23 protein-coding genes are annotated in these 22,619 nt (G+C 75.0%); 11 read left to right on the forward strand and 12 right to left on the reverse strand.

What is annotated here, in order from left to right; genetic code table 11:
- Nucleotides 1-36: 36 nt before the first annotated feature.
- The gene (locus HL054_RS13085; protein ID WP_369139449.1) at nucleotides 37-2,358 is read left to right on the forward strand and encodes an LCP family protein; all 2,322 of its coding nucleotides are present in this window, start codon (nucleotides 37-39) and stop codon (nucleotides 2,356-2,358) included.
- 15 nt (nucleotides 2,359-2,373) lie between these two features.
- Here the strand turns inward: HL054_RS13085 and pstB are convergent, their stop codons facing one another.
- The 6 genes from pstB to HL054_RS13115 form a co-directional block, all read right to left on the reverse strand.
- Nucleotides 2,374-3,153, reverse strand: coding sequence for a phosphate ABC transporter ATP-binding protein PstB (gene pstB, locus HL054_RS13090; protein ID WP_369139450.1), 780 nt, complete (start codon nucleotides 3,151-3,153; stop codon nucleotides 2,374-2,376).
- 24 nt (nucleotides 3,154-3,177) lie between these two features.
- Complete coding sequence (gene pstA, locus HL054_RS13095; RefSeq protein WP_369139451.1) at nucleotides 3,178-4,257, reverse strand: phosphate ABC transporter permease PstA; 1,080 nt, start codon at nucleotides 4,255-4,257, stop codon at nucleotides 3,178-3,180.
- A complete protein-coding gene (pstC, locus tag HL054_RS13100; protein ID WP_369139452.1) occupies nucleotides 4,257-5,207 on the reverse strand; it encodes a phosphate ABC transporter permease subunit PstC in 951 nt (316 codons plus the stop codon). The genes pstA and pstC overlap by 1 nt, the downstream gene beginning before the upstream one ends.
- Before the next feature lie 104 nt (nucleotides 5,208-5,311).
- The gene (gene pstS / locus HL054_RS13105; protein ID WP_369139453.1) at nucleotides 5,312-6,397 is read right to left on the reverse strand and encodes a phosphate ABC transporter substrate-binding protein PstS; all 1,086 of its coding nucleotides are present in this window, start codon (nucleotides 6,395-6,397) and stop codon (nucleotides 5,312-5,314) included.
- 246 nt (nucleotides 6,398-6,643) lie between these two features.
- Nucleotides 6,644-7,585 carry a mycothiol synthase gene (mshD, locus tag HL054_RS13110; RefSeq protein WP_369139693.1) on the reverse strand — a complete coding sequence of 314 codons (942 nt, stop codon included), beginning with the start codon at nucleotides 7,583-7,585 and terminating at the stop codon, nucleotides 6,644-6,646.
- Nucleotides 7,586-7,595: 10 nt separating this feature from the next.
- Nucleotides 7,596-8,333: a winged helix-turn-helix transcriptional regulator gene (locus HL054_RS13115; RefSeq protein WP_369139454.1), complete on the reverse strand. Its 738-nt coding sequence runs from the start codon at nucleotides 8,331-8,333 to the stop codon at nucleotides 7,596-7,598.
- Nucleotides 8,334-8,545: 212 nt separating this feature from the next.
- On the opposite strand from HL054_RS13115, the gene HL054_RS13120 reads away from it, so the two are divergent.
- From HL054_RS13120 to HL054_RS13145, 6 genes are all read left to right on the forward strand, one after another.
- On the forward strand, nucleotides 8,546-9,367 hold the full coding sequence (locus HL054_RS13120; RefSeq protein WP_369139455.1) for a hypothetical protein: 822 nt from the start codon (nucleotides 8,546-8,548) through the stop codon (nucleotides 9,365-9,367).
- Nucleotides 9,364-10,077 carry an LmeA family phospholipid-binding protein gene (locus HL054_RS13125; RefSeq protein WP_369139456.1) on the forward strand — a complete coding sequence of 238 codons (714 nt, stop codon included), beginning with the start codon at nucleotides 9,364-9,366 and terminating at the stop codon, nucleotides 10,075-10,077. Before HL054_RS13120 ends, HL054_RS13125 begins: the two co-directional genes overlap by 4 nt.
- A gap of 47 nt (nucleotides 10,078-10,124) precedes the next feature.
- Complete coding sequence (locus HL054_RS13130) at nucleotides 10,125-10,571, forward strand: thioredoxin family protein (protein WP_369139457.1); 447 nt, start codon at nucleotides 10,125-10,127, stop codon at nucleotides 10,569-10,571.
- Between the two features lie 170 nt (nucleotides 10,572-10,741).
- Nucleotides 10,742-10,990, forward strand: a complete 249-nt coding sequence (locus HL054_RS13135) for a DUF4395 family protein (RefSeq protein WP_369139458.1) — start codon at nucleotides 10,742-10,744, stop codon at nucleotides 10,988-10,990.
- 32 nt (nucleotides 10,991-11,022) lie between these two features.
- Nucleotides 11,023-11,850 carry a sulfurtransferase gene (locus HL054_RS13140; protein WP_369139459.1) on the forward strand — a complete coding sequence of 276 codons (828 nt, stop codon included), beginning with the start codon at nucleotides 11,023-11,025 and terminating at the stop codon, nucleotides 11,848-11,850.
- Nucleotides 11,851-11,856: 6 nt separating this feature from the next.
- Nucleotides 11,857-12,150, forward strand: coding sequence for a DUF1416 domain-containing protein (locus HL054_RS13145; RefSeq protein ID WP_369139460.1), 294 nt, complete (start codon nucleotides 11,857-11,859; stop codon nucleotides 12,148-12,150).
- A gap of 83 nt (nucleotides 12,151-12,233) precedes the next feature.
- Here the strand turns inward: HL054_RS13145 and HL054_RS13150 are convergent, their stop codons facing one another.
- Entirely contained in the window at nucleotides 12,234-12,914 is a 681-nt protein-coding gene (locus HL054_RS13150; RefSeq protein WP_369139461.1) for a TetR/AcrR family transcriptional regulator, read from the reverse strand.
- A 130-nt stretch (nucleotides 12,915-13,044) separates the two neighbouring features.
- Here HL054_RS13150 and HL054_RS13155 point away from each other — a divergent pair, with 130 nt between their 5' ends.
- Nucleotides 13,045-14,028: an NAD-dependent epimerase/dehydratase family protein gene (locus HL054_RS13155; RefSeq protein WP_369139462.1), complete on the forward strand. Its 984-nt coding sequence runs from the start codon at nucleotides 13,045-13,047 to the stop codon at nucleotides 14,026-14,028.
- Here HL054_RS13155 and HL054_RS13160 read toward each other — a convergent pair.
- Nucleotides 13,962-15,713, reverse strand: a complete 1,752-nt coding sequence (locus HL054_RS13160; protein ID WP_369139463.1) for a putative bifunctional diguanylate cyclase/phosphodiesterase — start codon at nucleotides 15,711-15,713, stop codon at nucleotides 13,962-13,964. The two genes, HL054_RS13155 and HL054_RS13160, sit on opposite strands and share 67 nt — an antisense overlap.
- Nucleotides 15,710-16,555 carry an alpha/beta fold hydrolase gene (locus tag HL054_RS13165; protein ID WP_369139694.1) on the reverse strand — a complete coding sequence of 282 codons (846 nt, stop codon included), beginning with the start codon at nucleotides 16,553-16,555 and terminating at the stop codon, nucleotides 15,710-15,712. The genes HL054_RS13160 and HL054_RS13165 overlap by 4 nt, the downstream gene beginning before the upstream one ends.
- 189 nt (nucleotides 16,556-16,744) lie before the next feature.
- Here HL054_RS13165 and HL054_RS13170 point away from each other — a divergent pair, with 189 nt between their 5' ends.
- From HL054_RS13170 to HL054_RS13180, 3 genes are read left to right on the forward strand one after another with little or no spacing between them, the layout of a single operon-like run.
- Entirely contained in the window at nucleotides 16,745-16,870 is a 126-nt protein-coding gene (locus HL054_RS13170) for a hypothetical protein (RefSeq protein WP_369139464.1), read from the forward strand.
- Nucleotides 16,867-17,439 carry an FABP family protein gene (locus HL054_RS13175; protein ID WP_369139465.1) on the forward strand — a complete coding sequence of 191 codons (573 nt, stop codon included), beginning with the start codon at nucleotides 16,867-16,869 and terminating at the stop codon, nucleotides 17,437-17,439. The genes HL054_RS13170 and HL054_RS13175 overlap by 4 nt, the downstream gene beginning before the upstream one ends.
- Nucleotides 17,436-19,133: a DUF885 domain-containing protein gene (locus tag HL054_RS13180; RefSeq protein WP_369139466.1), complete on the forward strand. Its 1,698-nt coding sequence runs from the start codon at nucleotides 17,436-17,438 to the stop codon at nucleotides 19,131-19,133. The genes HL054_RS13175 and HL054_RS13180 overlap by 4 nt, the downstream gene beginning before the upstream one ends.
- 167 nt (nucleotides 19,134-19,300) lie before the next feature.
- Here HL054_RS13180 and HL054_RS13185 read toward each other — a convergent pair whose 3' ends face one another.
- The 3 genes from HL054_RS13185 to HL054_RS13195 form a co-directional block, all read right to left on the reverse strand.
- Nucleotides 19,301-20,032: a hypothetical protein gene (locus HL054_RS13185; protein ID WP_369139467.1), complete on the reverse strand. Its 732-nt coding sequence runs from the start codon at nucleotides 20,030-20,032 to the stop codon at nucleotides 19,301-19,303.
- A 329-nt stretch (nucleotides 20,033-20,361) separates the two neighbouring features.
- Nucleotides 20,362-21,669 (reverse strand): Na+/H+ antiporter NhaA, encoded by a 1,308-nt coding sequence (gene nhaA, locus HL054_RS13190; protein WP_369139468.1) that lies wholly within the window; start codon nucleotides 21,667-21,669, stop codon nucleotides 20,362-20,364.
- A 70-nt stretch (nucleotides 21,670-21,739) separates the two neighbouring features.
- On the reverse strand, nucleotides 21,740-22,597 hold the full coding sequence (locus HL054_RS13195; protein WP_369139469.1) for an aminotransferase class IV: 858 nt from the start codon (nucleotides 22,595-22,597) through the stop codon (nucleotides 21,740-21,742).
- Nucleotides 22,598-22,619 lie beyond the last annotated feature (22 nt).

Raw genomic sequence — 22,619 nt, forward strand, 5'->3', positions numbered from 1 at the left:
GGGGCCCCAGGACCACGACGACGGGATCATCGACCGGTGGCGGACGAGCCGACGCGGAGCGGGGGCGAGGACACCCCCAGCGCTCCGCTGACCGTGGCCGAGCTGCTCGCCCGCTCGGGTGCGGCCCCGGTGTCGCGGCGCCGGGCCGAGCGCCGGGAGACCGCGGAGGCCACCGGTCGCCAGCAGGCCGTCGGTGCCGACGGCCGCCCGGTCGGCGACCGGCCACCGCTGCGGGGCGGGGTCCGCCGCGACTCCGTCGGCCCGCCCACCGGCGGGTCCGCCCCGGTGCCGGCCACCGGCTGGCAGCCGGCGATGCCCGCCGAACAGCCCGCCGATCAGCCCGCGATGCCGGCCGGGCCGCCGACCGGGCTGTCGGTCCGCCGTCCCGAGGACGCCCGCCCGGCACCGGCCGCACAGCCACCGACCGCACAGCCACCGGCCGCGCAGCCACCGTGGCCGCAGCCGCCGGCCTCTCGGCCCCGGCCGGCACAGCAGGCCCCCGCCACCCCGCCGGCCGCCGGCCCGCCGCCGGTGCCGCCCCGCCCCGCTGCTGCCGCCGGGCCCCGGCCCGCGGCTGCCCCGGTGGCCCCGGTGGCCCCGGTCCCACCGACCCCGGCCCCCACCCCGCCGCCCGTCGTCCCGCCGCCCGTCGTCCCGCCGGCCCCGCCCCGGCCGGCCGCGGCCGCCCCGGTGCTCACCCCGGTCGTGCTGCCCGCGCCGCGGGTCGTCCCGCCGCTGTCGGTGACGCCCGCCGCCCCGAGCGGGCCCCCGGCCCTCCCGGGAACGCCGCCGGTGCCGCCGCCGTACGCCTCCGTCCCGGTGCCCGGGGTCCGGCGCAGCCAGCCGCTGCCGCCCATCCCCGGCCGCGACCTCCCGCCGCCGGTGACGGCCGCGGCACCTCCGCCGCCCCGTGCGCCGGCCAGCCCGCGTCGGCGCCGGCTGACCCGGGCGGCGCTCGCGCTGGTCGCCCTGCTCGGCCTGGTGGCCGCCTACTACGTGGGCCTGTACTTCTACGTCGACCGGTCCATCGACCGGGTCGACGCCCTGGTCGTCGACGGCCCGGAGGTGCTGGCCGCGCAGCTGCAGGAGGACGCGCAGACCTACCTGGTGGTCGGCACCGGCCTGCCGGGCCGCTCCGGCCCGGCCGCGGTGAGCACGCTGATCGCGCACGTGTCCGGGGCGGGCGAGCAGGCGGTGCTGGTCAGCGTCCCGCCGACGGCGCTGAGCGACACCCCCACCTGCCGCGACGGCGACGGCGAGGTCCGGCCGGCGGTCACCGAGCCCTTCGCCGCGGCCCTGCTCGACGGCGGCCCCTCCTGCCTGGTCCGCTCGGTGCAGCAGCTCACCGGCCTGCGGGTCGACCACTACCTGGCCGTCGACCTCGACCGGCTGCCGGACATGGTGGACGCGCTGGGCGAGGTGCCGGTCTGCCTCACCCGCCCGTCGGCCACCACCGGCGCACGGCTGGACCTGCCGGCCGGGCAGAACGCGCTCACCAGCTCCGACGTCACCGACTTCCTGCGCGGCACCGGCTCCGACGTCACCGGGTCGGCGTCCGCCCAGCGCGAGCAGCTGGTGCTCACCTCGACGCTGCGGACGGCGCTCTCCGGCGGCACGCTCGCCGACCCGCTCACCCTCACCCGCTTCCTGACCCGGGCCGCCGACGCCTTCACCGTCGACGCCGACACCACGCTGGGCGACGTCCGGGCGCTCGGCGCCACCCTCGGCGACCTGTCCGGCTCCGCCGTGGACCGCGCGGAGATCCCGGTGGCGCAGGTCGGCTACTTCCCGGTGGGCAGCGACCGGGCCGCCGTCGTGGTCGACGTGGCCGCCACCCGGGAGCTGTTCGACGCGGTGATCGACGGCGGGCGGCTGCCGGTCGCCGCCACCGCCGAGGTGCCCGACCCGGCGGCCGGTGCCGCGCCTGCCGACGCACCGGCCGACGCGCTGCCGCAGCCGGTGGCCGCCGAACCGGTGCCCGCGGGCACCGTGGTGAGCGTCGAGCCGGCCGGGGTCACCGTCGACGTGCTGGACGCCACGGGCGGGGCCCGGACCGCCGAGGTGGCCGACGGGCTGGCGTCGCTGGGCTTCCAGGTGCGCGCCCGCGGGGTCGAGCCGGCGGCCGTCGACCGGACCGTGGTCCGCTACGCCCCCGCCTCGCTCGAGGTGGCCCGCACCGTCGCCGCCGCCGTCCCGGGCTCGCTGCTGCTGGAGACCGACGAGGTCGGCACCGCCGTCCAGCTGGTCGTCGGCCCGGACTACACCGGGCTCGCCCCGGTCGCGCTCGGCACCGCCGTACCGACGACGGCGGCCCCGGCCCCCGTCGAAGGGGAGGCCGGGGCCGCGTCCTGCAGTTGAGGTCGGGGTCCTTCGTCAGCCGAAGCGGCCAGAGATGTAGTCCTCGGTGGCCTTCTCGTCCGGGTTGCTGAAGATCTTCTCGGTCGGGTTGAACTCGATCAGCCGGCCCGGCTGGCCGACCCCGTTGAGGTTGAAGAAGCCGGTCGACTCGCTCACCCGGGCGGCCTGCTGCATGTTGTGGGTGACGATGACGATGGTGAACCGCTCCTTGAGCTCGGTCATCAGGTCCTCGATGGCCAGCGTGGAGATCGGGTCCAGCGCGGAGCACGGCTCGTCCATCAGCAGCACGTCGGGCTCGACGGCGATGGCGCGGGCGATGCAGAGACGCTGCTGCTGGCCACCGGACAGGCCCGAACCGGGGCGGTCCAGCCGGTCCTTCACCTCGTTCCAGAGGTTGGCGCCGCGCAGCGACTTCTCCACGAGCTCGTCGGACTCGGCCTTGCGCATGCGCTTGCTGTTCAGCCGGTTGCCGGCGATGACGTTGTCGTAGATCGACATCGTCGGGAACGGGTTGGGGCGCTGGAAGACCATGCCGATCGACCGCCGGACGTCCACCGGGTCGACGTCGGCGCCGTAGAGGTCCTGGCCGTCCATGACGACCTTGCCCTCGACCCGCGCGCCGGGCAGCACCTCGTGCATCCGGTTGAGCGAGCGCAGGAAGGTCGACTTCCCGCAGCCCGAGGGCCCGATCAGCGCGGTGATGCTGCGCGGCTCGATGGAGACGTTGACGCCCTCCACCGCGCGGAAGTTGCCGTAGTAGATGTTGAGGTCGGAGACCTCGATGCGCTTGGCCACGCTGTGTCCTCCTGGTCGGTCCGGTCAGCGACCGGTCTTGGGAGCGAAGAATCGGCTGATCAGGCGGGCGACGACGTTGAGCGCCATGACCAGGATGATCAGGACGAGCGCTGCCGTCCAGGCCCGGTCGATGAACGCCTGCGTCGCGGTGCCCGGCTGGGTGAGCTGGAAGTAGGCGAACACCGGCAGCGTCGCCATCCGCCCGTCGAAGGGGTTGAGGTTGGTGCCGGTGATCAGGCCGACGGTCACCAGCAGCGGTGCGGTCTCGCCGACCACGCGGGCGACGGACAGGGTGATGCCGGTGCCGAGGCCGGCGATGGCGGTCGGCAGGACCACCTTGACGACGGTGCGCCACTTCGGGATGCCCAGGGCGTAGGAGGCCTCGCGCAGCTCGTTGGGCACGAGCTTGAGCACCTCCTCGCAGGACCGGACGACGACCGGGATCATCAGCACCGACAGCGCGACCGCGCCCATGATGCCGAGCCGCACGGAGTTGCCGAAGACCAGCGTGAACAGCGCGAAGGAGAACAGACCGGCCACGATCGAGGGGATGCCGGTCATCACGTCGACGAAGAAGGTGATCGCCTTCTTCAGCCGGCCGGTGCCGTACTCGACGAGGTAGATGGCCGTCAGCAGGCCGATCGGCACCGAGATGATCGTGGCCAGCGCCGTGATGATCACCGTGCCGAGGATGGCGTGGTACGCGCCGCCGCCCTCGCCGACCACCCGGTACATCGAGTTGGTGAAGAACGCGCCGTCCAGCCGGGGCAGGCCGTTGTCCAGGACCGTGTAGACCAGCGACAGCAGCGGCACCATGGCGATCAGGAACGCCGTGGTCACCAGGCTGGTCACCAGCCGGTCGGTGGCCTTGCGCCGGCCCTCGACCGCGCGGGAGACGACGTAGACGGCCAGGGTGCCGAGCACGACCCCGTAGACGACGGTCAGGACGAGGCTGAAACCGGTCAGCGCGGACAGCAGCGCACCGACGGCCAGACCGCCGACGAACAGTCCGGTGGCGGCGAAGCGGGGCAGCCGGCGCTGGGTGTGCACCGGGCCCGGGTTCGGGCGGCTGGGGGCCGGGGCGAGAGGGGTCTCGGTGCTCATCAGTTGGCTCCGGAGAAGTCGGCGCGCCGGTTGACGACCCAGCGGGCGAGCATGTTGACGGCGAGCGTGATGAGGAACAGCGCCAGCCCGCTGGCGATCAGCGTGTTGACGTCGATGCCGGTGGCCTCGGGGAACGACAGGGCGATGTTCGAGGCGATCGTCGAGGGGTTCGAGTTGCTGATCAGGTTCACCGTCGCCCCGGCGCCGCCGGAGAGGATGATCGCGACGGCCATCGTCTCGCCGAGGGCGCGACCCAGCCCCAGCATCGCGCCGGCGATGATGCCGGACTTGCCGTAGGGCAGCACCGCCATCTTGATCATCTCCCAGCGGGTGGCGCCCAGGGCCAGGGCTGCCTCGCGGTGCAGCGCCGGGGCCTGGCTGAACACCTCGCGGGAGATGGCCGAGATGATCGGCAGGATCATCACCGCGAGGACGATGCCGACGGTGAGCATCGTGCGGCCGCTGGTGGAGGCGGGCCCGGCGAAGAACGGGATGAACCCGAGGGTGTCGGCGAGCCAGGTGTGGAAGGGCACCAGCTGCGGTGCGAGCACGGCCAGGCCCCAGAAGCCGTAGACGACGCTGGGGATCGCGGCCAGCAGGTCGATGACGTAGCCCATCGTGGCGGCGATCCGCCGGGGCGCGTAGTAGGTGATGTACAGCGCGATGGCGACCGCCAGCGGCGTGGCCACGATCAGTGCGATGAGGGCGCCGAGGAGCGTGCCGAGGATGAGGGGGCCGACGTAGCCGGCCAGGCCCTCGCCGCCGGGGATCTCGTCCGAGGGCGCGGTGAGGGCGGGGAGCGCCTCGCTGATCAGGAACGCGGCGACACCGGCCAGGACCAGCAGGATGAAGATGCCGGAGCCCCTGGCGGCGCCGGAGAAGATGCGGTCACCGGGCCGGCGGACGGTGCGCGGCGACGGTGGTTCGGTCGGGGCCTTCGTGGCGGTCACCGGTGCTCCGTGGGGGTCGTTCGTGGATTGCGGGTGCCCGGGTCCGGGCGGTACGACGGCCCGGGACGTCGATCGACGTCCCGGGCCGGCGCGGTGTGCCGGTGTCAGCCGGCGGTGGTGATGGCGTCGACCGCGGTCTGCGCCTGCTCGCGCAGCGTGTCGGAGATCTCCGCGTTGCCGGCGTTCTCGGCGGCCGTGGCCTGGCCGTCCTCGCTGATCACGTACTCCATGAAGGCCTTGACGTTGTCGGCCTTCTCCTGGTCGTCGTACTCGACGCAACCGATGTGGTAGCTGACCAGGACGATCGGGTACTCGCCGGAGCCCTCGGTCAGCCGGTTGACCTCGATGGCGAAGTCGTACTCGCCGCGGCCCTCGACGGCCGGGGAGTTCTCGACGACGGCGGCAGCGGCCTCCGGGGACGGGGCGACGAAGTCGCCGCCGACGGACACGTTGGCCACCCCGAGCTCGCTGGCCCGGCTGGCGTCGGCGTAGGTGATCGCGCCGTCGGTGTTGGTGACGACCTCGATGACACCGGAGGTGCCCTGCGCGGACTCGCCGCCCTGGAGCGGCCAGACACCGTCGGGCTCGGAGGTCCACACGTCACCGGCGGCCTGGAACAGGTAGTCGGTGAAGTTCTCGGTGGTGCCCGAGTCGTCGGCGCGGTGGACCGGCGTGATGGCCGTGGCCGGCAGCGTGGCGTCCGGGTTGTCCGCGGCGATGGCCGGGTCGTTCCAGGTGGTGATGGTGCCGGCGAAGATGCCCGCGATCGTGGTCGGCGTGAGGTTGAGCTCGTCGACCCCCTCGACGTTGAAGGCGACGGCGATCGGCGAGATGTAGTTCGGCAGCTCGAAGACGTCGCCGGTGGCGCAGCGGTCGGCGACGGTGGCGAGCTCCTCGTCGTCCAGGGCGGCGTCGGAGCCGGCGAAGTCCGCCGAGCCGTTGAGGAACTGCTCGCGGCCGGCGCCGGAGCCCTCGGGGGCGTAGCTGAACTGCACGTCGGGGTACTCGCCCTCGAAGCCGGCCTGCCACGCCTCCATGGCGGACTGCTGGCTGCTGGCGCCGGCGCCGACGAGGCTGCCGCTGAGCTCGGCGGCCTCGCCTGAACCGCCACCGGAGCCGCTGTCGCCGCCGCCCTCGTTGGAGGCGCCGCAGGCGGCGAGGGCGAGTACGGCGGCGAGCGATGCGGACACGGCCGCGGCGCGCGTCGTGGTGCTGAGCTTCAACTCAGGGCCTTTCGACTGGTGTGCCCGGACGTCGTAGCCGGGCAGCGGGGATCGAACGACGAGGACGCTAAGGAGGAGAGGTGGACGAATCCGGCTCCACCGGTGAACGAGAGGTGAACGCACCCTGAGGCTTGCGTCACGACTCGGCCGACGGGCGACGTCCAGCGGGTGAACGACGGCGGGGGTGAGCGCGTAGTGACCGTCTGTGTGCGCTCAGCGAGCGGGCGCGCGCCGCCAGGAGACGTCGACGGTGTACCGGGTGAAGCCGCTGCGCTCGTAGAGCGAGACGGCGGCGGTGTTGTCCTCCTCGACGTACAGGAGGACCTCGGCGAGGCCGCGGGCGCGCAGGTGCGCCAGCCCCAGGTCGGTCAGCGCGCGGCCCAGCCGCATGCCCTGGGCGTCGGGGTCGATGCCGAGCACGTACACCTCGCCGACCGGGTCGTCGCCGACCTCGCCGGCGGGGTGGACCTTGGTCCAGTGCGAGCCGAGCAGCTGGTCGCCGCGCCAGGCCAGGAAGAAGCCGGCCGGGTCGAACCACTCCTCGGCCTCGCGCAGGGTCAGGTCGGCGCGCGTCCAGCGGCCCTGCTCGGGGTGGTGGACGAAGGCGCGGGCGTTGACCCGCAGCCAGGCGTCCTCGTCGGTGCCCGGACGGAACGTCGCGACGGTCACCCCGTCGGGCAGCGAGGGCTGCGGGTCGGGGTCGACCCCGGCCAGCGGACGGCGCATCTGCAGCAGCACCCGGGCGCGGTCGTAGCCGCGGGCCCGCGCCAGCTCGGCCGAGCCGGGGAGCTCCCCGTGCGCCCACACCCGCAGCGGGCGCCCGCCGGCCAGCTGCTCGAGCCGGGCGAGCAGCGCGGTGCCGGTGCCGGCCCGGCGGGCGGTGGGGGCGACGACCAGCTCCGCCTCGGCCTCCGGCTCACCGGCCGGCAGCTCCAGCCGGGCGTAGCCGACCAGTTCGCCGTCGGCGTCGCGCGCGGTCACGTCCGTCCCGCCGGGCGGGCCGCCGTGCTGCAGCCGCAGCTCGGACTCCTCGGAGACCGGCCGCACGCCGTCGGCCGCCAGTGCGGCGGTCAGCAGCGCGCGGACCTCCGCGACAGCGGCGGGCGGCAGCCGGTCGGTGACCTCGAGGGAGGCTGCGCCGGGGGCGGTGCTCAGCGGACCGGGCTCAGGAGCGCGGGGAGCCCGCGTCGCTGGCGGCCAGGGTGGCCGCCGCGGTGGCGTCGGCGACCTGCTGGTCGAGCTTGTAGCCGACGTTGCGGACGGTGCCGATCAGCGCCTCGTGCTCGGTGCCGAGCTTGGCGCGCAGCCGCCGCACGTGGACGTCGACGGTGCGGGTGCCGCCGAAGTAGTCGTAGCCCCAGATCTCCTGCAGCAGCTGGGCGCGGGAGAAGACCCGGCCCGGGTGCTGGGCGAGGTACTTGAGGAGCTCGAACTCCTTGTAGGTGAGGTCGAGCGGGCGGCCGCGGAGCTTGGCGGAGTAGCTGTGCTCGTCGATGACCAGCTCGCCGGCCTTGGTCACACCGCCGTCGCCGCCGTCGGCCGGGGCGGCCGCGGCGAGCCGCCGGGCGGTGGCCCACTTGAGGCGGGCGTCGACCTCGGCCGGCCCGGAGGTGTCGAGCACGACGTCGTCCACGCCCCAGTCGGCCGACAGCGCCACCAGGCCGCCCTCGGAGAGCACGGCGACCAGCGACGCGGCGACGCCGGTGGAGGACAGCAGGGAGCACAGCGTGCGGGCGGAGACCAGGTCGTGCCGGGCGTCGACCAGGACGACGTCGCCGGCGTCCCCGTCGAGCAGGCTGGACAGCTCCGGGGCGACCACGCGCACCTGGTGGGCGAGCAGCCCCAGGGCCGGCAGCACCTCGGTGGTGGCCTGCCGGGCCGAGGTCATGAGCACGAGCCGCATGTCGTCTCCTCACTGGGGTGTCCCAGGCCGTCGACCGCGCTGTCGAGGTGAGAGGGCAGGATAGCCGACGTGCACGGCCGTTCCGCCCCTGTCGTGACGCACCGCACGATCCGTGTCCGAGCTCACGGCGGCGGGGCGCCGGCCGGCGCTGGCGGCGACACGGCCGCGCCGGGCACCCGGGCACCGGCGTCCGGCTCTGGGACGATCGCCCGGTGACCCCCGCCGCGCTGGACCAGGAGCTGTCCCGGCGGGTGCACCACCTGCCGGCCGCCGCGCTGGTGGTGCTGACCGCCGGCGCGGCCGTCGGGCTGACCGTGGAGGCCGGGGACGCCGGCCGGCTCGCCGCGGTCGTCGCGCTGCAGGTGGTGCTGGTCGCCGCCTGGGTGGTCGCCACCGGCATCCGCGGGGCGGTCGGCTCGGTGGCCCTCGGCGTCGCCGCCGCAGCGGGCGCCGACGCCGCCATGCTGCTGCCCGAGCGCCCCGAGCTGGACTGGCTGCTCCCGGTGCTGGGCCTGGGCTTCCTCGCCGCCGTCGTGCACCAGATGACCCGGCCGGCGCCCCGGCTGTACCTGGTCGCGTCGCTGGCCGGCGTGGTCCTGCTGCTGTGCTCGGTCTGCGCTCTGGCCGTGCTGCTCGGGCTGGGCCGCATCGACGACGGCGAGCAGGCCCTGGTGACCGCCGTGCTCGCGGTCGCCGCCGCGCTGCTCGTCGGGCACCTGGTCGACCTGGTGCTGCCGCGCCCGGAGATCGCCCCCGGGGTGCCGCGCGGGCTCGTCGGCCTGGTCCTCGCCGTCGCCGCCGCGGTCGCGGTCGCCCTGCTGCGCCGCGACGGGACGACGCTGGTGTCCGCGCTGTCGGCCAGCACCTTCGGCGCCGCGCTCGGCGGCGTCGCGGCGCTGATGGCCGTGGGCGCCTCCTACGTCGTCGCCGAGCGGGGTCAGGCGAGCTGGGCGCTGCCGGTGGTGCAGGCGGTCCTGCCGCTCGCGGCCGCGGCGCCGATCGCCTACGCGCTCGCCCTGAACGGCCTCCGGTGAGCCGCCGGCGCAGCGGGTGCCTGGTCGCGCTGGTGGTCCTGCTGCTGATCGCCGGCGGGGTGCTCGTCGTCGTCGACCGGGTCGGGGTCGGGATCGCCGAGGAGCGGGTGGCCGAGCAGATCGCCAGCCGCGGCGGCCTGGCCGGCCGGCCGGCCGTCGACATCGCCGGGTTCCCGTTCCTCACCCAGGCGCTGTCCGGGGAGTACGAGGACGTGCGGATCCGGCTGACCGCCGAGGAGCTGGGCCAGCCCGCCGGCACCTCCGCCGACGTCTCGCTGCGCGGCGTGCACGTGCCGCTGTCGGACGCGCTGGGCGGGTCGGTCCAGCAGATCCCGGTCGACCGGGTCGACGGCACCGCCACGCTGTCCTGGTCGCTGCTCGCCGCCCAGCTCGGCGGGGACACCACGCTGAGCCCCGAGGGCGACGGCATCCGGCTCACCAAGTCCGTCGAGGTGCTCGGCTTCGACTTCCACCTGGTCGCGACCGGCACCGTGGCCCTCGACGGTGGGGACGTCGTGGTCGACGTCCAGGACGCCACCGCCGGTGCGGTCGACGTCCCGGACGCCGTCGTGCGCCAGGCCGAGGAGCTGCTCGACTTCCGCTACCCGGTGCCGGCGCTCCCCTTCGGCCTCCAGCTGACCGCCCTGACCCCCACCGCCGACGGCGTCACGATCGACGTCGCGGCCCGGGACACGGTGCTGTCCGGCTGATCCGGCCGCCGCGGAATGCCCCCGCCGGACGCCGGGTTCACCAGGTCGTGGACGCGGCGGGGCTCGTGGTCCTGGCGGCTGCGCTGCTGCTCACCGCCGTCGCCGCCTGGTGGCTGCGCACCGGGGACGGGGCGGTCGCCGCACCGTCGGGCACCGAGGAGGACGTCGTGGGCGAGCTGGCCGTGCTGCGCGGGCTCGGTGTCCGCCCGGAGGAGGCCGACCTGACCGTCGTGCAGTTCTCCACCGCCTTCTGCGGCCCGTGCCGCGCGACCCGCGCCCGGCTGCAGCAGCTGCAGACCACCCGGCCGGGCCTGCGCCACGTGCACGTCGACGCGGAGAGCCACCTGGACGCCGTCCGCGCGCTCGACGTCCGGCGCACCCCGACGCTGTTCTACCTGGGCCGGGACGGTGCGCTGATCGGGCGCAGCAGCGGCGCCCCCCGCCCGGACGAGCTGACCGCCCTGGTGGACGCGCACGCGGGCGTGTCCTCGTGATCCGCTACCCTCGCGCCGTGGGCACCCTGCTGACCTCGCGCCGCACAGTCGACCTGTGCCGCGTCGGCAGCTGCCTGTGTCCGGCCTCCTGAGGGCGAGAACCGTTCGCCCAGACGCGCCCTGTCCGCCGTCCGGAGGCCCTGCTCTTCATGACATCCCCTGCTCGTCCCGTGCCCGCCGCCCCGGCTGAGGCAGCTCTCCCGCAGGTCGACGTCGGGGGCCCGGGCTTCGCCCAGCTGGTCGGCCTGCTGTTCGCAGCGGTGGGCGCGGCCGGGTACCTGTCCGGGGCGCCGGTCCTCGGCGCCGTCGCCACCGGCCTCGCGCTGGTGGCAGCCCTGCTCAACGCGGCCACCGGCTCCTGCCTGGGCTGCGAGCTGTACCCCACCGTCCGGCGGGCGCAGACCGCCCGCACGTCCTGACCCCGCCCACGACCACCAAGGAGAGCCATCCCATGAGCCGCAACGACGTGCTCGTCACCGCCGACTGGGCCCAGGAGCACCTCGGCCAGCCCGGCATCGTCTTCGTCGAGGTCGACGAGGACGCCAGCGCCTACGACGGCGGCCACCTCGAGGGTGCCGTCAAGCTGGACTGGAAGAAGGACCTGCAGGACCCGCTTCGGCGTGACTTCGTCGGCCGCGAGGCCTTCGAGCAGCTGCTGTCCTCCCGCGGCATCGGCAACGACGACACCGTGGTGCTCTACGGCGGCAACAACAACTGGTTCGCCGCCTACGCGTACTGGTACTTCAAGCTCTACGGCCACTCCGACGTCAAGCTCGTCGACGGCGGCCGGAAGAAGTGGGAGCTGGACGGCCGCCCGCTGTCCAAGGACGTCGTCGAGCGCCCGGCCACCGACTACGAGGCCAGCGAGCCCGACCTCTCCATCCGCGCGTTCCGCGACGAGGTCGTCGCCTCGATCGGCAGCAAGAACCTCGTCGACGTGCGCTCGCCCGACGAGTTCTCCGGCAAGATCCTCGCCCCGGCGCACCTGCCGCAGGAGATGGCGCAGAAGGGCGGGCACGTCCCGACCGCCATCAACATCCCGTGGAGCAAGGCGGCCAACGAGGACGGCACCTTCAAGACCGACGAGCAGCTCGCCGCGCTCTACGCCGAGCAGGGCTACGACGACGCCAAGGCGACCATCGCCTACTGCCGGATCGGCGAGCGCTCGAGCCACACCTGGTTCGTGCTGCACGAGCTGCTCGGCAAGCCCGACGTGAAGAACTACGACGGCAGCTGGGTCGAGTACGGCTCGCTCGTCGGCGTCCCGATCGAGAAGTGAGCTGACATGTGCGGAGCCCCGAAGCAGGGCGGTGGCCTGGCCGGCATCGACCTGACGACGCAGACGGTGATCCAGGGTTCGGTCTGGCACGACGGGTCGCCGGTCGCCGGCGCCTACGTGCGCCTGCTGGACGCCACCGACGAGTTCACCGCCGAGGTGGTCACCAGCCCGGAGGGTGAGTTCCGGTTCTTCGCCGCACCGGGGACCTGGACCCTGCGGTCGCTGTCCCCGATCGGCCGGGCCGAGCGCAGCCTCGCCGCCGAGGTCGGCCTGAACGAGACGACGCTCGCGATCGCCTGAGCACGCCCAGCACAGCGCCCGTCCCGGTCCGCCCGGGGCGGGCGCTGCCGTGTCCGGGCCACCGGTGACCCGACCCGGGTGCGTCAGAGGCCGAGCAGCCCGGCGAGGTCCCGCATCGCGTCGTCGAAGAAGGCGTCCGGGTCGAGCACCACCCCGGCGAAGTGGCCGAACAGCTCGAAGCTGATCGTCCCGTAGAGGCCGCTCCAGGCCAGCAGCGCCCGGGCGCGCACCCGGTCGTCGATCGCCGGGTGGTCGCCGCCGAGCATCCCGGCCAGCGCGGGCTCGACGGTCCCGGTCGTCCCCCCGGCCGCCGCCGGCAGCGCGCCGTCCCGGGCGGCGTCGCCGAGCACGTGGCCCAGCACCACCCCGACCCGGACGGCCGCCGGCACGGTGTCCCGCGGCGCGGAGTAGCCGGGCACCGGCGAGCCGTAGAGCAGGGCGTACTCGTGCGGGTGCGCCTGCGCCCAGCCGCGCACCGCCCGGCAGACGCGGAGCCAGCGCTCCGCCGGGGCCGCGGTGGGGTCGTCGGCGGCCTCCGCGGCGGCGCCCAGCGCGTCGTACCCGTCGATGATCAGCCGGGTCAGCAGGTCGTCGCGACTGGGGAAGTAGCGGTACATCGCCGAGGACGCCATCCCCAGCTCGCGGGCGACGGCGCGCAGCGACAGCCCGGCCGCCCCCACCGTGGCCAGCTGGGCGCGGGCCAGGTCGGTGATCTCGGCGGTGAGCGCGGCGCGGGCCCGCTCCCGGGCGGTGGTCGGTGGCACCCCCGCAGGATCGCACTCCGAGATCGGTGCGCGCAAACGAGAGCAGCGCTCTTGACAACGTCGCAGTCGGCGGCGCACCGTGGGCGTCGTCCGAGAGCAGTGCTCTCACCCCCCGTTCGAGGAGATCGACATGGCGCGACACGTGATCGTGGGCAAGGGGCCGGTCGGCTCGGCGACGGCCCAGCTGCTGGCGGAGCAGGGGCACGAGGTGCTCGTGCTGTCCCGCAGCGGCGGCCGGGGCACCGACGCGATCGAGCACCGGGCGGTGGACGCGTCCGACGCCGGTGCGCTGGCGTCGGCGGTCGGCCGGGCCGACGTGCTCTACAACGCGGTGAACCCGCCGCTGTACGACCGGTGGACCCGCGACTGGCCGCCGATCGCCGCCGCGATGCTCGGTGCGGCCGAGCGCAGCGGGGCGCTGCTGGTCGTGATGGGCAGCCTCTACGGCCACGGGCGCCCGAGCGGGCCGATCGCCGCCGCCACCCCGCTGGCCGCCACCGACGTCAAGGGCCGCCTCAAGGCCCGGATGTGGACCGACGCGCTGGCCGCCCGGGCCGCGGGCCGGATCCGGGTCACCGAGGCCCGGGCGTCAGACTTCGTCGGCCCGACGGTGCCGGCGCCGCAGTCCCACCTGGTGCGCCAGCTGGACACGCTGCGCCGCGGTGGGCGGGCCTGGGTCGTCGGGGACCCGGACGCCCCGCACAGCTGGTCCTACGTCCCCGACGTCGCCGCGACGCTCAGCACGCTGGCCACCGACCCCCGCGCCGAGGGGCGCGCCTGGCTGGTGCCCACCACGCCGCCCCGGACGCAGCGGCAGGCGCTCACCGACCTGGCCCGGGCGATGGGCGCCCCCCCGGCGGCGGTGAGCGGCATCCCGTGGCCGGCGCTGCGGGCCCTGGGCGTGGTGCAGTCGCAGATGCGTGAGCTCGTCGGCATCCGGCACCAGTGGGACCAGCCCTTCGTCATGGACTCGACCGAGACCACGGAGGTCTTCGGCCTGCGGCCCACGCCCTGGGACGAGGTCGTCGCGGCCACCGCCGGGGCAGGTCAGGTCGGGACGACGCCGCCCGGTACCGGGAGCTCGGACGACGGCACCGGCCGGCTGAAGAAGTAGCCCTGCGCCTGGTCGCAGCCCAGTGCGCGCAGGGCGTCGCGCTCGTCGGCGGTCTCCACGCCCTCGGCGACGGCGACCAGGCCCATGGCGTGGGCCAGGTGGACGCAGCTGGCAACGATCGCCCGGTCGCCGGCGTCGGTGGTCATGCCGGTGACGAAGGAGCGGTCGATCTTGAGCTCGTCCACCGGGAACTGCTTGAGGTAGGTGAAGCTGGAGTACCCGGTGCCGAAGTCGTCGACGGCCAGCAGCACGCCCAGCGACCGCAGCTCCTGCAGGGTGCCCAACGCCTCGTCCGGGTCGCTCATCAGCGCCGTCTCGGTGATCTCCAGGACGAGCCGGGAGGCCGGCAGCCCGGCCAGGGCCAGGACGCCGGCCACCCGCGGCACCAGGTCCGGGTCGGCGAGCTGGCGGGCGGAGAGGTTGACCGCCACCTGCAGGCCGGGCGGCCCCCCGGCGGCGTCCCAGCGGACGGCCTGCGCGACCGCCTCGGTGAGCACCCAGGCACCGAGGTCGCGGATCACCCCGGACTCCTCGGCGGCGTCGATGAACTCCGCCGGCTGGAGCAGGCCGCGGGTGGGGTGCTGCCAGCGGACCAGGGCCTCGACGCCGCTCATCGTTCCGCTGGCCAGGTGCTGGCGGGGTTGGTAGTGCACCCGCAGCTCGTCGCCCCGGATCGCGGCACGCAGCTGCTCGAGCAGCACCAGCCGCTCGGCACCCGGGTCGGCCGTGCCCGGGCGGTGCGCCTCCCAGCGCCCCCGGCCCTGGGCCTTGGCGCGGTACATGGCGGTGTCCGCCCGGCGCAGGAGCAGGTCGGCGGCGTCGGTCAGGTCCGCCGGCGCCACCGGCACCTCGGCGGAGCAGATGCCGACGCTCGCCGCGAGGACCAGCTCCACCCCCTGCAGCACGACCGGCTCGGCGAGCACGTCGAGCAGGCGGTCGGCGACACCACCGGCGGCCGACGGCGTGACGTCGTCCAGGACGACGAACTCGTCCCCGGCGAAGCGCGCCACGTCCGCGCCGGCCCGCGAGGCCCGGCGCAGCCGCCGGGCGACCACCTGCAGCAGCTCGTCGCCGCTGGTGTGCCCCAGGGCGTCGTTGACGGTCTTGAAGCCGTCGAGGTCGAGGAAGAGGACCGTCGGCACGGCGCCGTCGGCGCGGTCGGTGCGGCCCTCCCCGAGCCGGCCGAGCAGGGCGTGCAGCAGCCCGGCGCGGTTGAGCAACCCGGTGAGCGAGTCGTGGTGCACCAGCGCGGTGAGCTCGGCCTCGGCCTGCGCGATGAGGGCCTGGGACTCCTCGGCCCGCCGCCGCGCCGCCAGCAGCTCCTCCTCGTACCGGCGCCGCTGCCGGGCGTCGACCAGCACGATCCTCGTCTCGGCGCCCGACGAGCCGGCGGTGACCCGGGTGGCGCTGAGCAGGGCCGGGTGGCGTCGCCCGTCGGCCCCGTTCACCTGCACCGAGGCCTCCGCGACCCGGCCGGTCACCATCAGCTGGGGCAGCGAGTGCGTGGTGTAGAGGACGCGGTCGCCGATCGGCAGCAGCGCCGGGAACGGCGTCCCCAGCAGGTCCGCGACGGCGTGCCCGGTCCAGCTGGCGAAGGTGGCGTTGACCGCGGTGATCAGCCCGTCGTCGTCCAGCAGCAGCTGCCCGCTGGGCGCGTGCTCCCAGAGCTCCGCGTAGTCCCTCACCGCAGGGTCAGCAGGTGGGCGCGGATCGCGGCGGCCGTCTCCGCCGGGGCGCTGATGTGCGGGCAGTGGCCGACGGCCGACAGCTGCACCAGGGTCGAGCCGGCCAGGTGGGCGTGCAGGTGGTCACCGACCGACGGCGGGACCATCGCGTCGGCCCGGCACTGCAGCACCAGGGTCGGGGTGGTCACCTCCGGCAGCAGCGGCCGGAAGTCGGTGGTGAACATCGTGCGCAGCAGCTGGCGGGCGATGTCGGGGTCCACCCGGCAGAAGCTCGCCGTCAGCTCCTCGCCGAGCCCGGGCTCGTCCGGCACGCCCATGATCAGCGGTGCGAAGGCCTCGGCCCAGGTGAAGTAGTTGCTGTCCAGGGCGGCGGAGACCTCGGCGAGGTCCGCGGCGGAGAAGCCGCCGGAGTACCCGCTGGCGGGGTCGTCCAGGAAGTACGGGTTGGGCGCCACGAGCACCAGCTGCCGGAAGCGGCCGGGTTCCCGGACGGCGGCGAGCACCGCCATCATCGTGCTCACGCTGTGCGCCACGACGGTGACGTCGCGGAGGTCGAGCTCGGCGCAGACGGCCAGCAGGTCCCCGGCGTGGCCGTCGAGCGTGGCGTACCGCTCCGGGTCGTACGCCGTCGTGTCCGACCCGCCCGCGCCCATCAGGTCGTACCGGACGACGCGGTGGTCCGCGGCGAAGTGCGGGAGCACCCCGCGCCACATGCCCTGGTCGCAGCCGAAGCCGTGGGCGAGCAGCAGCACCGGGGCGTCCACGGGGCCCGTGCTGGTCACGTTGAGCCGTGCCGCGACGGCTCCTCGGCCGGGGCCGACCGGCCGGGTGGCCGCGTCCATCAACACCTTCGAGCACCTCAGTCCGACGAGCGGATCCGCCGGGTTGGAGATCCGTTGCGCACTGCCCATGTCGGCCGGACCGGACCCCGACTTGAGCCGGGACCCCGGCGGATGCCCGCAGCGCCCCCTCCGCGGGGTGAGCCGGGACCACGCCCGGTGCCCGCCGGGGGCCCGCACTACCGTGGCCGCATGGGTCTGGTCTCCGCCTGGGTGCTCGTCACCCTCACCGCGCTCGCCGCGCTGGGGCTCGCCGCCTCCGCCTGGCGCCTGACGCGCCGCGACGTCGTCCCCGCCCGGCCGGGGCGGTCCCGGTGACCGCCCCGGTGCCGCCGGGGCTGCCGACCGGGCCGGTCGCCGGCCCGACCGAGCTGCCGGTGGTCGACACCGTCGACGTCCGGGAGGGGCCCGAGGTGGCCCACGAGCTGCTGTCGGTGCTCCCGCTGCTGGGCGAGTGGCACGGCGAGGGGCAGGCCGCCGGCGCCGGCGGCGACCACCGGTTCGGCCAGTGGGTGCGCTTCGCGCACGACGGCCGGGACTTCCTCACCTACGAGTCCCGCAGCTGGCGGCTGTCCGACGACGGCCGGGTCGTGGGCCCCGACCAGCGCGAGTCGGGCTTCCTGCGCCCGCGCGGCGAGGACGAGGTCGAGCTGCTGGTCAGCTCGCCGGCCGGGCTGGTCGAGATCTACGTCGGCCGGGCGCTGACGACGACCAGCTGGGAGCTGGACACCGACGTGCTCGCCCGCACCCCCGACCACCCCGACACCAGCCGCGCCAAGCGGCTCTACGGGATCGTCGACGGCGCGCTGCTCTACGCGATCGACCGGGCCGCCGGCGACCAGCCGCTGGCGCCCACCATGTCCGCCCGACTGGAACGGATCCGATGACCACCCCCACCACGCCCCGGCAGGTCGCCGACGCCTACGTCGACGCCGTCTGCGACCTGGACCCGATCGTCGCCACCTCGCTGGGCACCCGCCCGGGCGACGACCGGCTGCCCGACACCAGCCCCGCCGGGCTGGCGGCGGAGGCCGCCCTGCTGCGCACCACGCTGGCCGAGCTGGACCGGGTGCTGGCCGCCGACCCCGCGCTGGACGACGACCCGGTGGAGCGCCGGTGCGCCCGGCTGCTGCGCGAGCGGCTCACCGCCGCCCTCGACCTGCACGAGGCCGGTGAGGACCTGCGCCAGGTGTCGAACCTGTTCTCCCCGGTGCACTCGATCCGGCAGGTCTTCTCGATGATGCCCACCGGCAGCCCGGAGGACTGGGCCGTGCTGGCCCGCCGGCTGGCCCGCGTGCCGGCGGCCTACCGCGGCTACCGGGAGACGCTGACCGCCGGCGCCGAGCGGGGCCTGTTCGCCGCGCCGCGCCAGGTGCAGACCGTCGTCGGCCAGCTCGACGAGTGGCTGGCCGGGCCCTACTTCGCCGGCCTGGTGGCCGCCGGGCCGCCGGAGGTGCGCGCCGAGCTGGACGCCGCCGCAGCGGCTGCCGACGCCGCCGTCGCCGAGGTCCGCGACTTCCTGCGCGACACGTACGGGCCGCAGGCCGAGGGCACGCCCGACGCCGTGGGCCGCGAGCGGTACGCCCGCTTCGCCCGCTCCTGGAACGGCTCGGACCTGGGCACCGGCACCGGGTTGGAGGACGCCTACGCCTGGGGCTGGGCCGAGCACAAGCGGCTGCTGGCCGAGCAGCGCGCGGAGGCCGAGCGGGTGCGGCCGGGGGCGACGCCGATGGAGGCGATGACCTGGCTCAAGGCGAACGGCGAGGCCGTCGAGGGCGTGGAGCAGATCCGCCTCCGGCTGCAGGCGATGATGGACGAGGCGATCGAGGCCCTGGACGGCGCCCACTTCGACATCGCCGGCCCGGTCCGCACCGTCGAGGCCATGATCGCGCCGCCGGGCAGCGCCGCCGCGCCGTACTACACCCGGCCGGCGCAGGACTTCTCCCGCCCCGGCCGCACCTGGCTGCCGACGCTCGGGCAGGAGCGCTTCCCGCTGTGGGACCTGGTCTCCACCTGGTACCACGAGGGCGTCCCCGGCCACCACCTGCAGCTGGCCCAGTGGGCCTGGGTCTCGGCGGACCTGTCGACGTACCAGACGTCGCTCGGCTCGGTGGGCGCCAACGTCGAGGGCTGGGCGCTCTACGCCGAGCGGCTGATGGACGAGCTCGGCTACCTCACCGCGCAGGGCGCCCGGCTGGGCTACCTGGACGCCCAGCAGATGCGCGCCGTCCGGGTGGTCGTCGACATCGGCATGCACCTGGAGCTGCCGATCCCGGACGACGCCGAGGGCGCGGTCGCCGCGCACCGCGGGAAGCCGTGGACGCCGGAGCTGGCCCGTGCCTTCTTCGGGGAGAACTGCGGCCGGGACGCCGCCTTCCTCGACAGCGAGCTCGTGCGCTACCTGGGCATGCCCGGGCAGGCGATCAGCTACAAGCTGGGGGAGCGGGCCTGGCTGGAGGGCCGGGCGGCGGCGCAGCGGGCCCGGGGGGCGGACTTCGACCTCAAGGCCTGGCACATGGCGGCGCTGTCCCAGGGCAGCCTCGGCCTCGACGACCTGGCCGCCGAGCTCGCCCTCCTCTAGCCCGCCGAAGATGGCCATCTCCGGCGTTCCCACGCTCCCAAAGATGGCCATCTTCGGCGGGCGGAACGGCGCGAAGATGGCCATGTTCGCCCCCGGCCCCGCTGTTCGGCCCCCGTCCAGAGGCTCGCTCCGAGCGTGCGAGGAGTGAGGGGGACGGGGGTCCTTCTTCAGTCGGGGGCGTCGGCGGGGTGCGGGTTGACCTGGTCGGCGTCCCAGGTGATCCGCTGCCCGAACTCGGCGGGGGCGGCCTCCACGTCCTCGGCGGCGAGCAGCTCGGCGATGCAGCCGGCGCTGCCGCCGACGTAGCTGGTGACCAGGTCGACGTCGGTGGCCACGCACCAGGCCCGGTCGGCGGGCCACCACAGGTTGGCGCTCTGCTCGAACGGCTCTGCGGCCATGTTCGCCGCGGCCAGCTGGATCGGGCCGTTGATCACCCAGTACTCGCAGCGGGGCAGGCTGAGCGTCGGGTGGTCGGTGATCACCGCCCCGCCCTCGGCCACGGCGAACCAGCAGACGTCGGGCGTCGTCGTCCACCGGGTGAGCACCTGCACCAGCCGCTCGGCGACCGGGGCCGGCAGGTGGCCGCGGGCCGGCGCGCCGTGCCACAGCGGTGACTGGTCGTCGTTCTCGAAGTACTCCATCGACCCGGTGACCGAGCCCCACTGCATCAGCGGGTGCGCGGTGGCGCCGTTCGCGGCGGCGACGGAGGACCAGCGGACCTCGACGTCGTCGTCCCCGACGTAGCGGACGGCGGGGTGGAACACCCGGGCGACCGCCTCGAACCGGGAGGGCACCAGCGAGGCCACGGTGTCGGGCTTGGCGAGCTGCGCGGACTCGGCGAGCCAGATGCCCGCGGAGGTGTCCAGGGCGACCGACCGGCCGGCGAACTGCACGGTCATCACCCCCCAGACAACGGACAACCCCCGGGCTGCTCCGTGGCGCTGTACCCCACCGTAGTGGGGGAGCTGCACACGGGCCGACTGGACATTGGTCGGCAGCCCGGGGGTCGGGTGACTGTCCGGTTCTCGCTCGCCGCCATCGACGGACGGGCGGGATGCCGTCGCTCAGCTGCTGTGGGTCTTCCACAACGCCTGAACGGGCGGCCCATCTGGACGGCGGCTAGCGGACAGCCACCTCACGCGTCCTGTAAGTCATCAACTTCGGGACCACCTCCTCTCTCGTGTGCCACGACGGTACGACGGCTCCGCGAGGTCGGCAACGCCCTTTTTCAGCCCTCGGCGGACGGCCGCTGGTAGACGTCCGGGACGCCGTCCGCGTCGTCGTCCCGGGCCTCCTCCTCGGCCAGCAGCCGGTACCGGCGGTCGCGCAGGCGGAGCAGGACGGAGGCCAGCAGCGCGGCGGTCAGCGTGCCCACCAGGACGCCGACCTTGACGTGCTCGTCGCGCAGCGAGCCCTCGCCGTAGGCCAGCGCGCCGATCAGCAGCGAGACGGTGAAGCCGATGCCGGCGAGCATCGCCAGCCCGACGACGTCGGGCCAGCCCAGCGACTCGTCGAGCTGCGCGCGGGTGAACCGGGAGACCAGCCAGGTGGCCAGCGTGATGCCGATCGTCTTGCCGGCGACCAGCCCGACGACGATGCCGATCGCCACCGGGTCGGACAGCGAGTCGGCCAGCCCGGAGAAGCCGCCGATGGTGACCCCGGCGGCGAAGAAGGCGAAGACCGGGACGGCGAACCCGGCCGACAGCGGGCGGATGCGGTGCTCGAGGTGCTCGGCGAGCCCTGGCCCGGCGTCCGGGCCGCCGGCGGCCTGGCTGCGCACCACCGGCACGGTGAAGGCCAGCAGCACCCCGGCGACGGTGGCGTGCACGCCGGACTCGTGCATGAGCACCCAGGTCAGCACGGCGAGCGGCAGGAGCAACCACCAGGAGCGGATGCGCTTCTGCACCAGGAAGCCGAACACCGCCAGCGGGACGAGGGCCAGCAGCAGCGGCACCACCGACAGCGACGAGGTGTAGAAGATCGCGATCACGGTGATCGCCAGCAGGTCGTCGACGACGGCCAGGGTGAGCAGGAACGTGCGCAGCGCGGTGGGCAGATGGGTGCTGATGACTGCCAGCACGGCGAGGGCGAAGGCGATGTCGGTGGCCGTGGGGATGGCCCAGCCGCGCAGCGCGCCGTCGCCGGTGCCCAGGTTCACCAGCACGAACAGCACCGCGGGGACGACCATGCCGCCGACCGCGGCCGCGACCGGGAGGACCGCGCGGCGGGGCTCGCGCAGGTCGCCGGCGACGAACTCGCGCTTGAGCTCGAGGCCGACGACGAAGAAGAAGATGGCGAGCAGCCCGTCGGCCGCCCAGGTGCCCAGGGTGAGGTCCAGGTGCAGCGACGCCGGCCCGACCCGGGTGTCCCGCAGCGTCTCGTAGGCCGCCGACCAGGGCGAGTTCGCCCAGACCAGGGCGATCGCCGCACCGATGATCAGCAGGATGCCGCCGACGGTCTCCCGGCGCAGCAGCTCGGTGATCCGGGTGGCCTCGAGGTAGGACCCCCGGCTGAAGAGACGGGTGGGAGGGGTCACGGGGCGGCTCCAGGGTGCGGGGTCGGGTCAGGGACTGCCGACCAGACTTCCCGGCGCACCAGCGGCGACCCTACCTGGTGAGCAGTTCCTGCACCCGCTGCGTGAGCCCGGCGTCGCCGCGCGGCACGCCGTCCAGCCGGGTCACCGGCGCCGCGCCGCGGATGCCGGACAGCAGCCAGACGGCGTCCGCGGCCGTCAGGTCCTCGACCGTCCCGGGGGTGACCGCGGTGGGCCAGCCGTCGCCCTCGGCGTGCGCGAACAGCCGGGCCTGGGTCGTCCCGGCCAGGATGCCGGTCCCCGGCGGCGGGGTGTGCAGCCGGCCGCCGGCCGCCCAGACCACGGTGGAGGTGGGGCCCTCGAGCAGCCGGCCCTCCAGCGAGGTGAAGACGACGTCGTCCGCGCCGGCGGCGTGGGCGTGCCGCTGCGCGGCCATGTTGACCGCGTAGGACAGCGTCTTGGCCCCGCCCAGCAGCCAGGGGGCGGTGGCCCGGAAGTCGGCCGGGACGCCGAGGGACAGGGTGACCACCGCGATGCCCGTGCTGCGCTGCCGCACCGTCTCGGCCGGGACGGCGGCGAGGAGGGCCAGCAGGGTGGGCGGGCTGCCGTCGCCGAGGCCGCGGGTGAGGAAGACGCGGCAGGCGCCCTCGACGTCGGCCGGCCAGCCGGCGACCACCGCGGCGACCAGGGCGCGCACCGCGTCGTCACCGGGGTGGGTCAGCGCGGTGAGCTGCGCCGAGCGGTGCAGCCGGGCCAGGTGGGCCTCCAGCCGCGGGGTGCGTCCGCCGGTGACCAGCACCGACTCGAAGACGCCGTCGCCGCGGCCCAGGCCCTGGTCGAAGGCGGTGACCACCGGCTCGTCCGGGTCGACCGCCCGGACGTCGCCATCGGCCCAGACCGCCACCCGTCGCACTGCCTGCGGAGCTGTCACGGGCACCACCCTGCCGTACCGG

The organism is Modestobacter versicolor (assembly GCF_041028285.1).
Classification (GTDB): Bacteria; Actinomycetota; Actinomycetes; order Mycobacteriales; family Geodermatophilaceae; genus Modestobacter; species Modestobacter versicolor_A.

Coding starts and splice junctions, on each gene's coding strand:
- pstA (WP_369139451.1), bottom strand. CDS start 4,257: ATGAGCACCGAGACCCCTCTCGCCCCGGCCCCCAGCCGCCCGAACCCG.
- HL054_RS13115 (WP_369139454.1), bottom strand. CDS start 8,333: ATGCGGCTCGTGCTCATGACCTCGGCCCGGCAGGCCACCACCGAGGTG.
- HL054_RS13140 (WP_369139459.1), top strand. CDS start 11,023: ATGAGCCGCAACGACGTGCTCGTCACCGCCGACTGGGCCCAGGAGCAC.
- HL054_RS13145 (WP_369139460.1), top strand. CDS start 11,857: ATGTGCGGAGCCCCGAAGCAGGGCGGTGGCCTGGCCGGCATCGACCTG.
- HL054_RS13155 (WP_369139462.1), top strand. CDS start 13,045: ATGGCGCGACACGTGATCGTGGGCAAGGGGCCGGTCGGCTCGGCGACG.
- HL054_RS13165 (WP_369139694.1), bottom strand. CDS start 16,555: ATGGACGCGGCCACCCGGCCGGTCGGCCCCGGCCGAGGAGCCGTCGCG.
- HL054_RS13170 (WP_369139464.1), top strand. CDS start 16,745: ATGGGTCTGGTCTCCGCCTGGGTGCTCGTCACCCTCACCGCGCTCGCC.
- HL054_RS13180 (WP_369139466.1), top strand. CDS start 17,436: ATGACCACCCCCACCACGCCCCGGCAGGTCGCCGACGCCTACGTCGAC.
- HL054_RS13185 (WP_369139467.1), bottom strand. CDS start 20,032: ATGACCGTGCAGTTCGCCGGCCGGTCGGTCGCCCTGGACACCTCCGCG.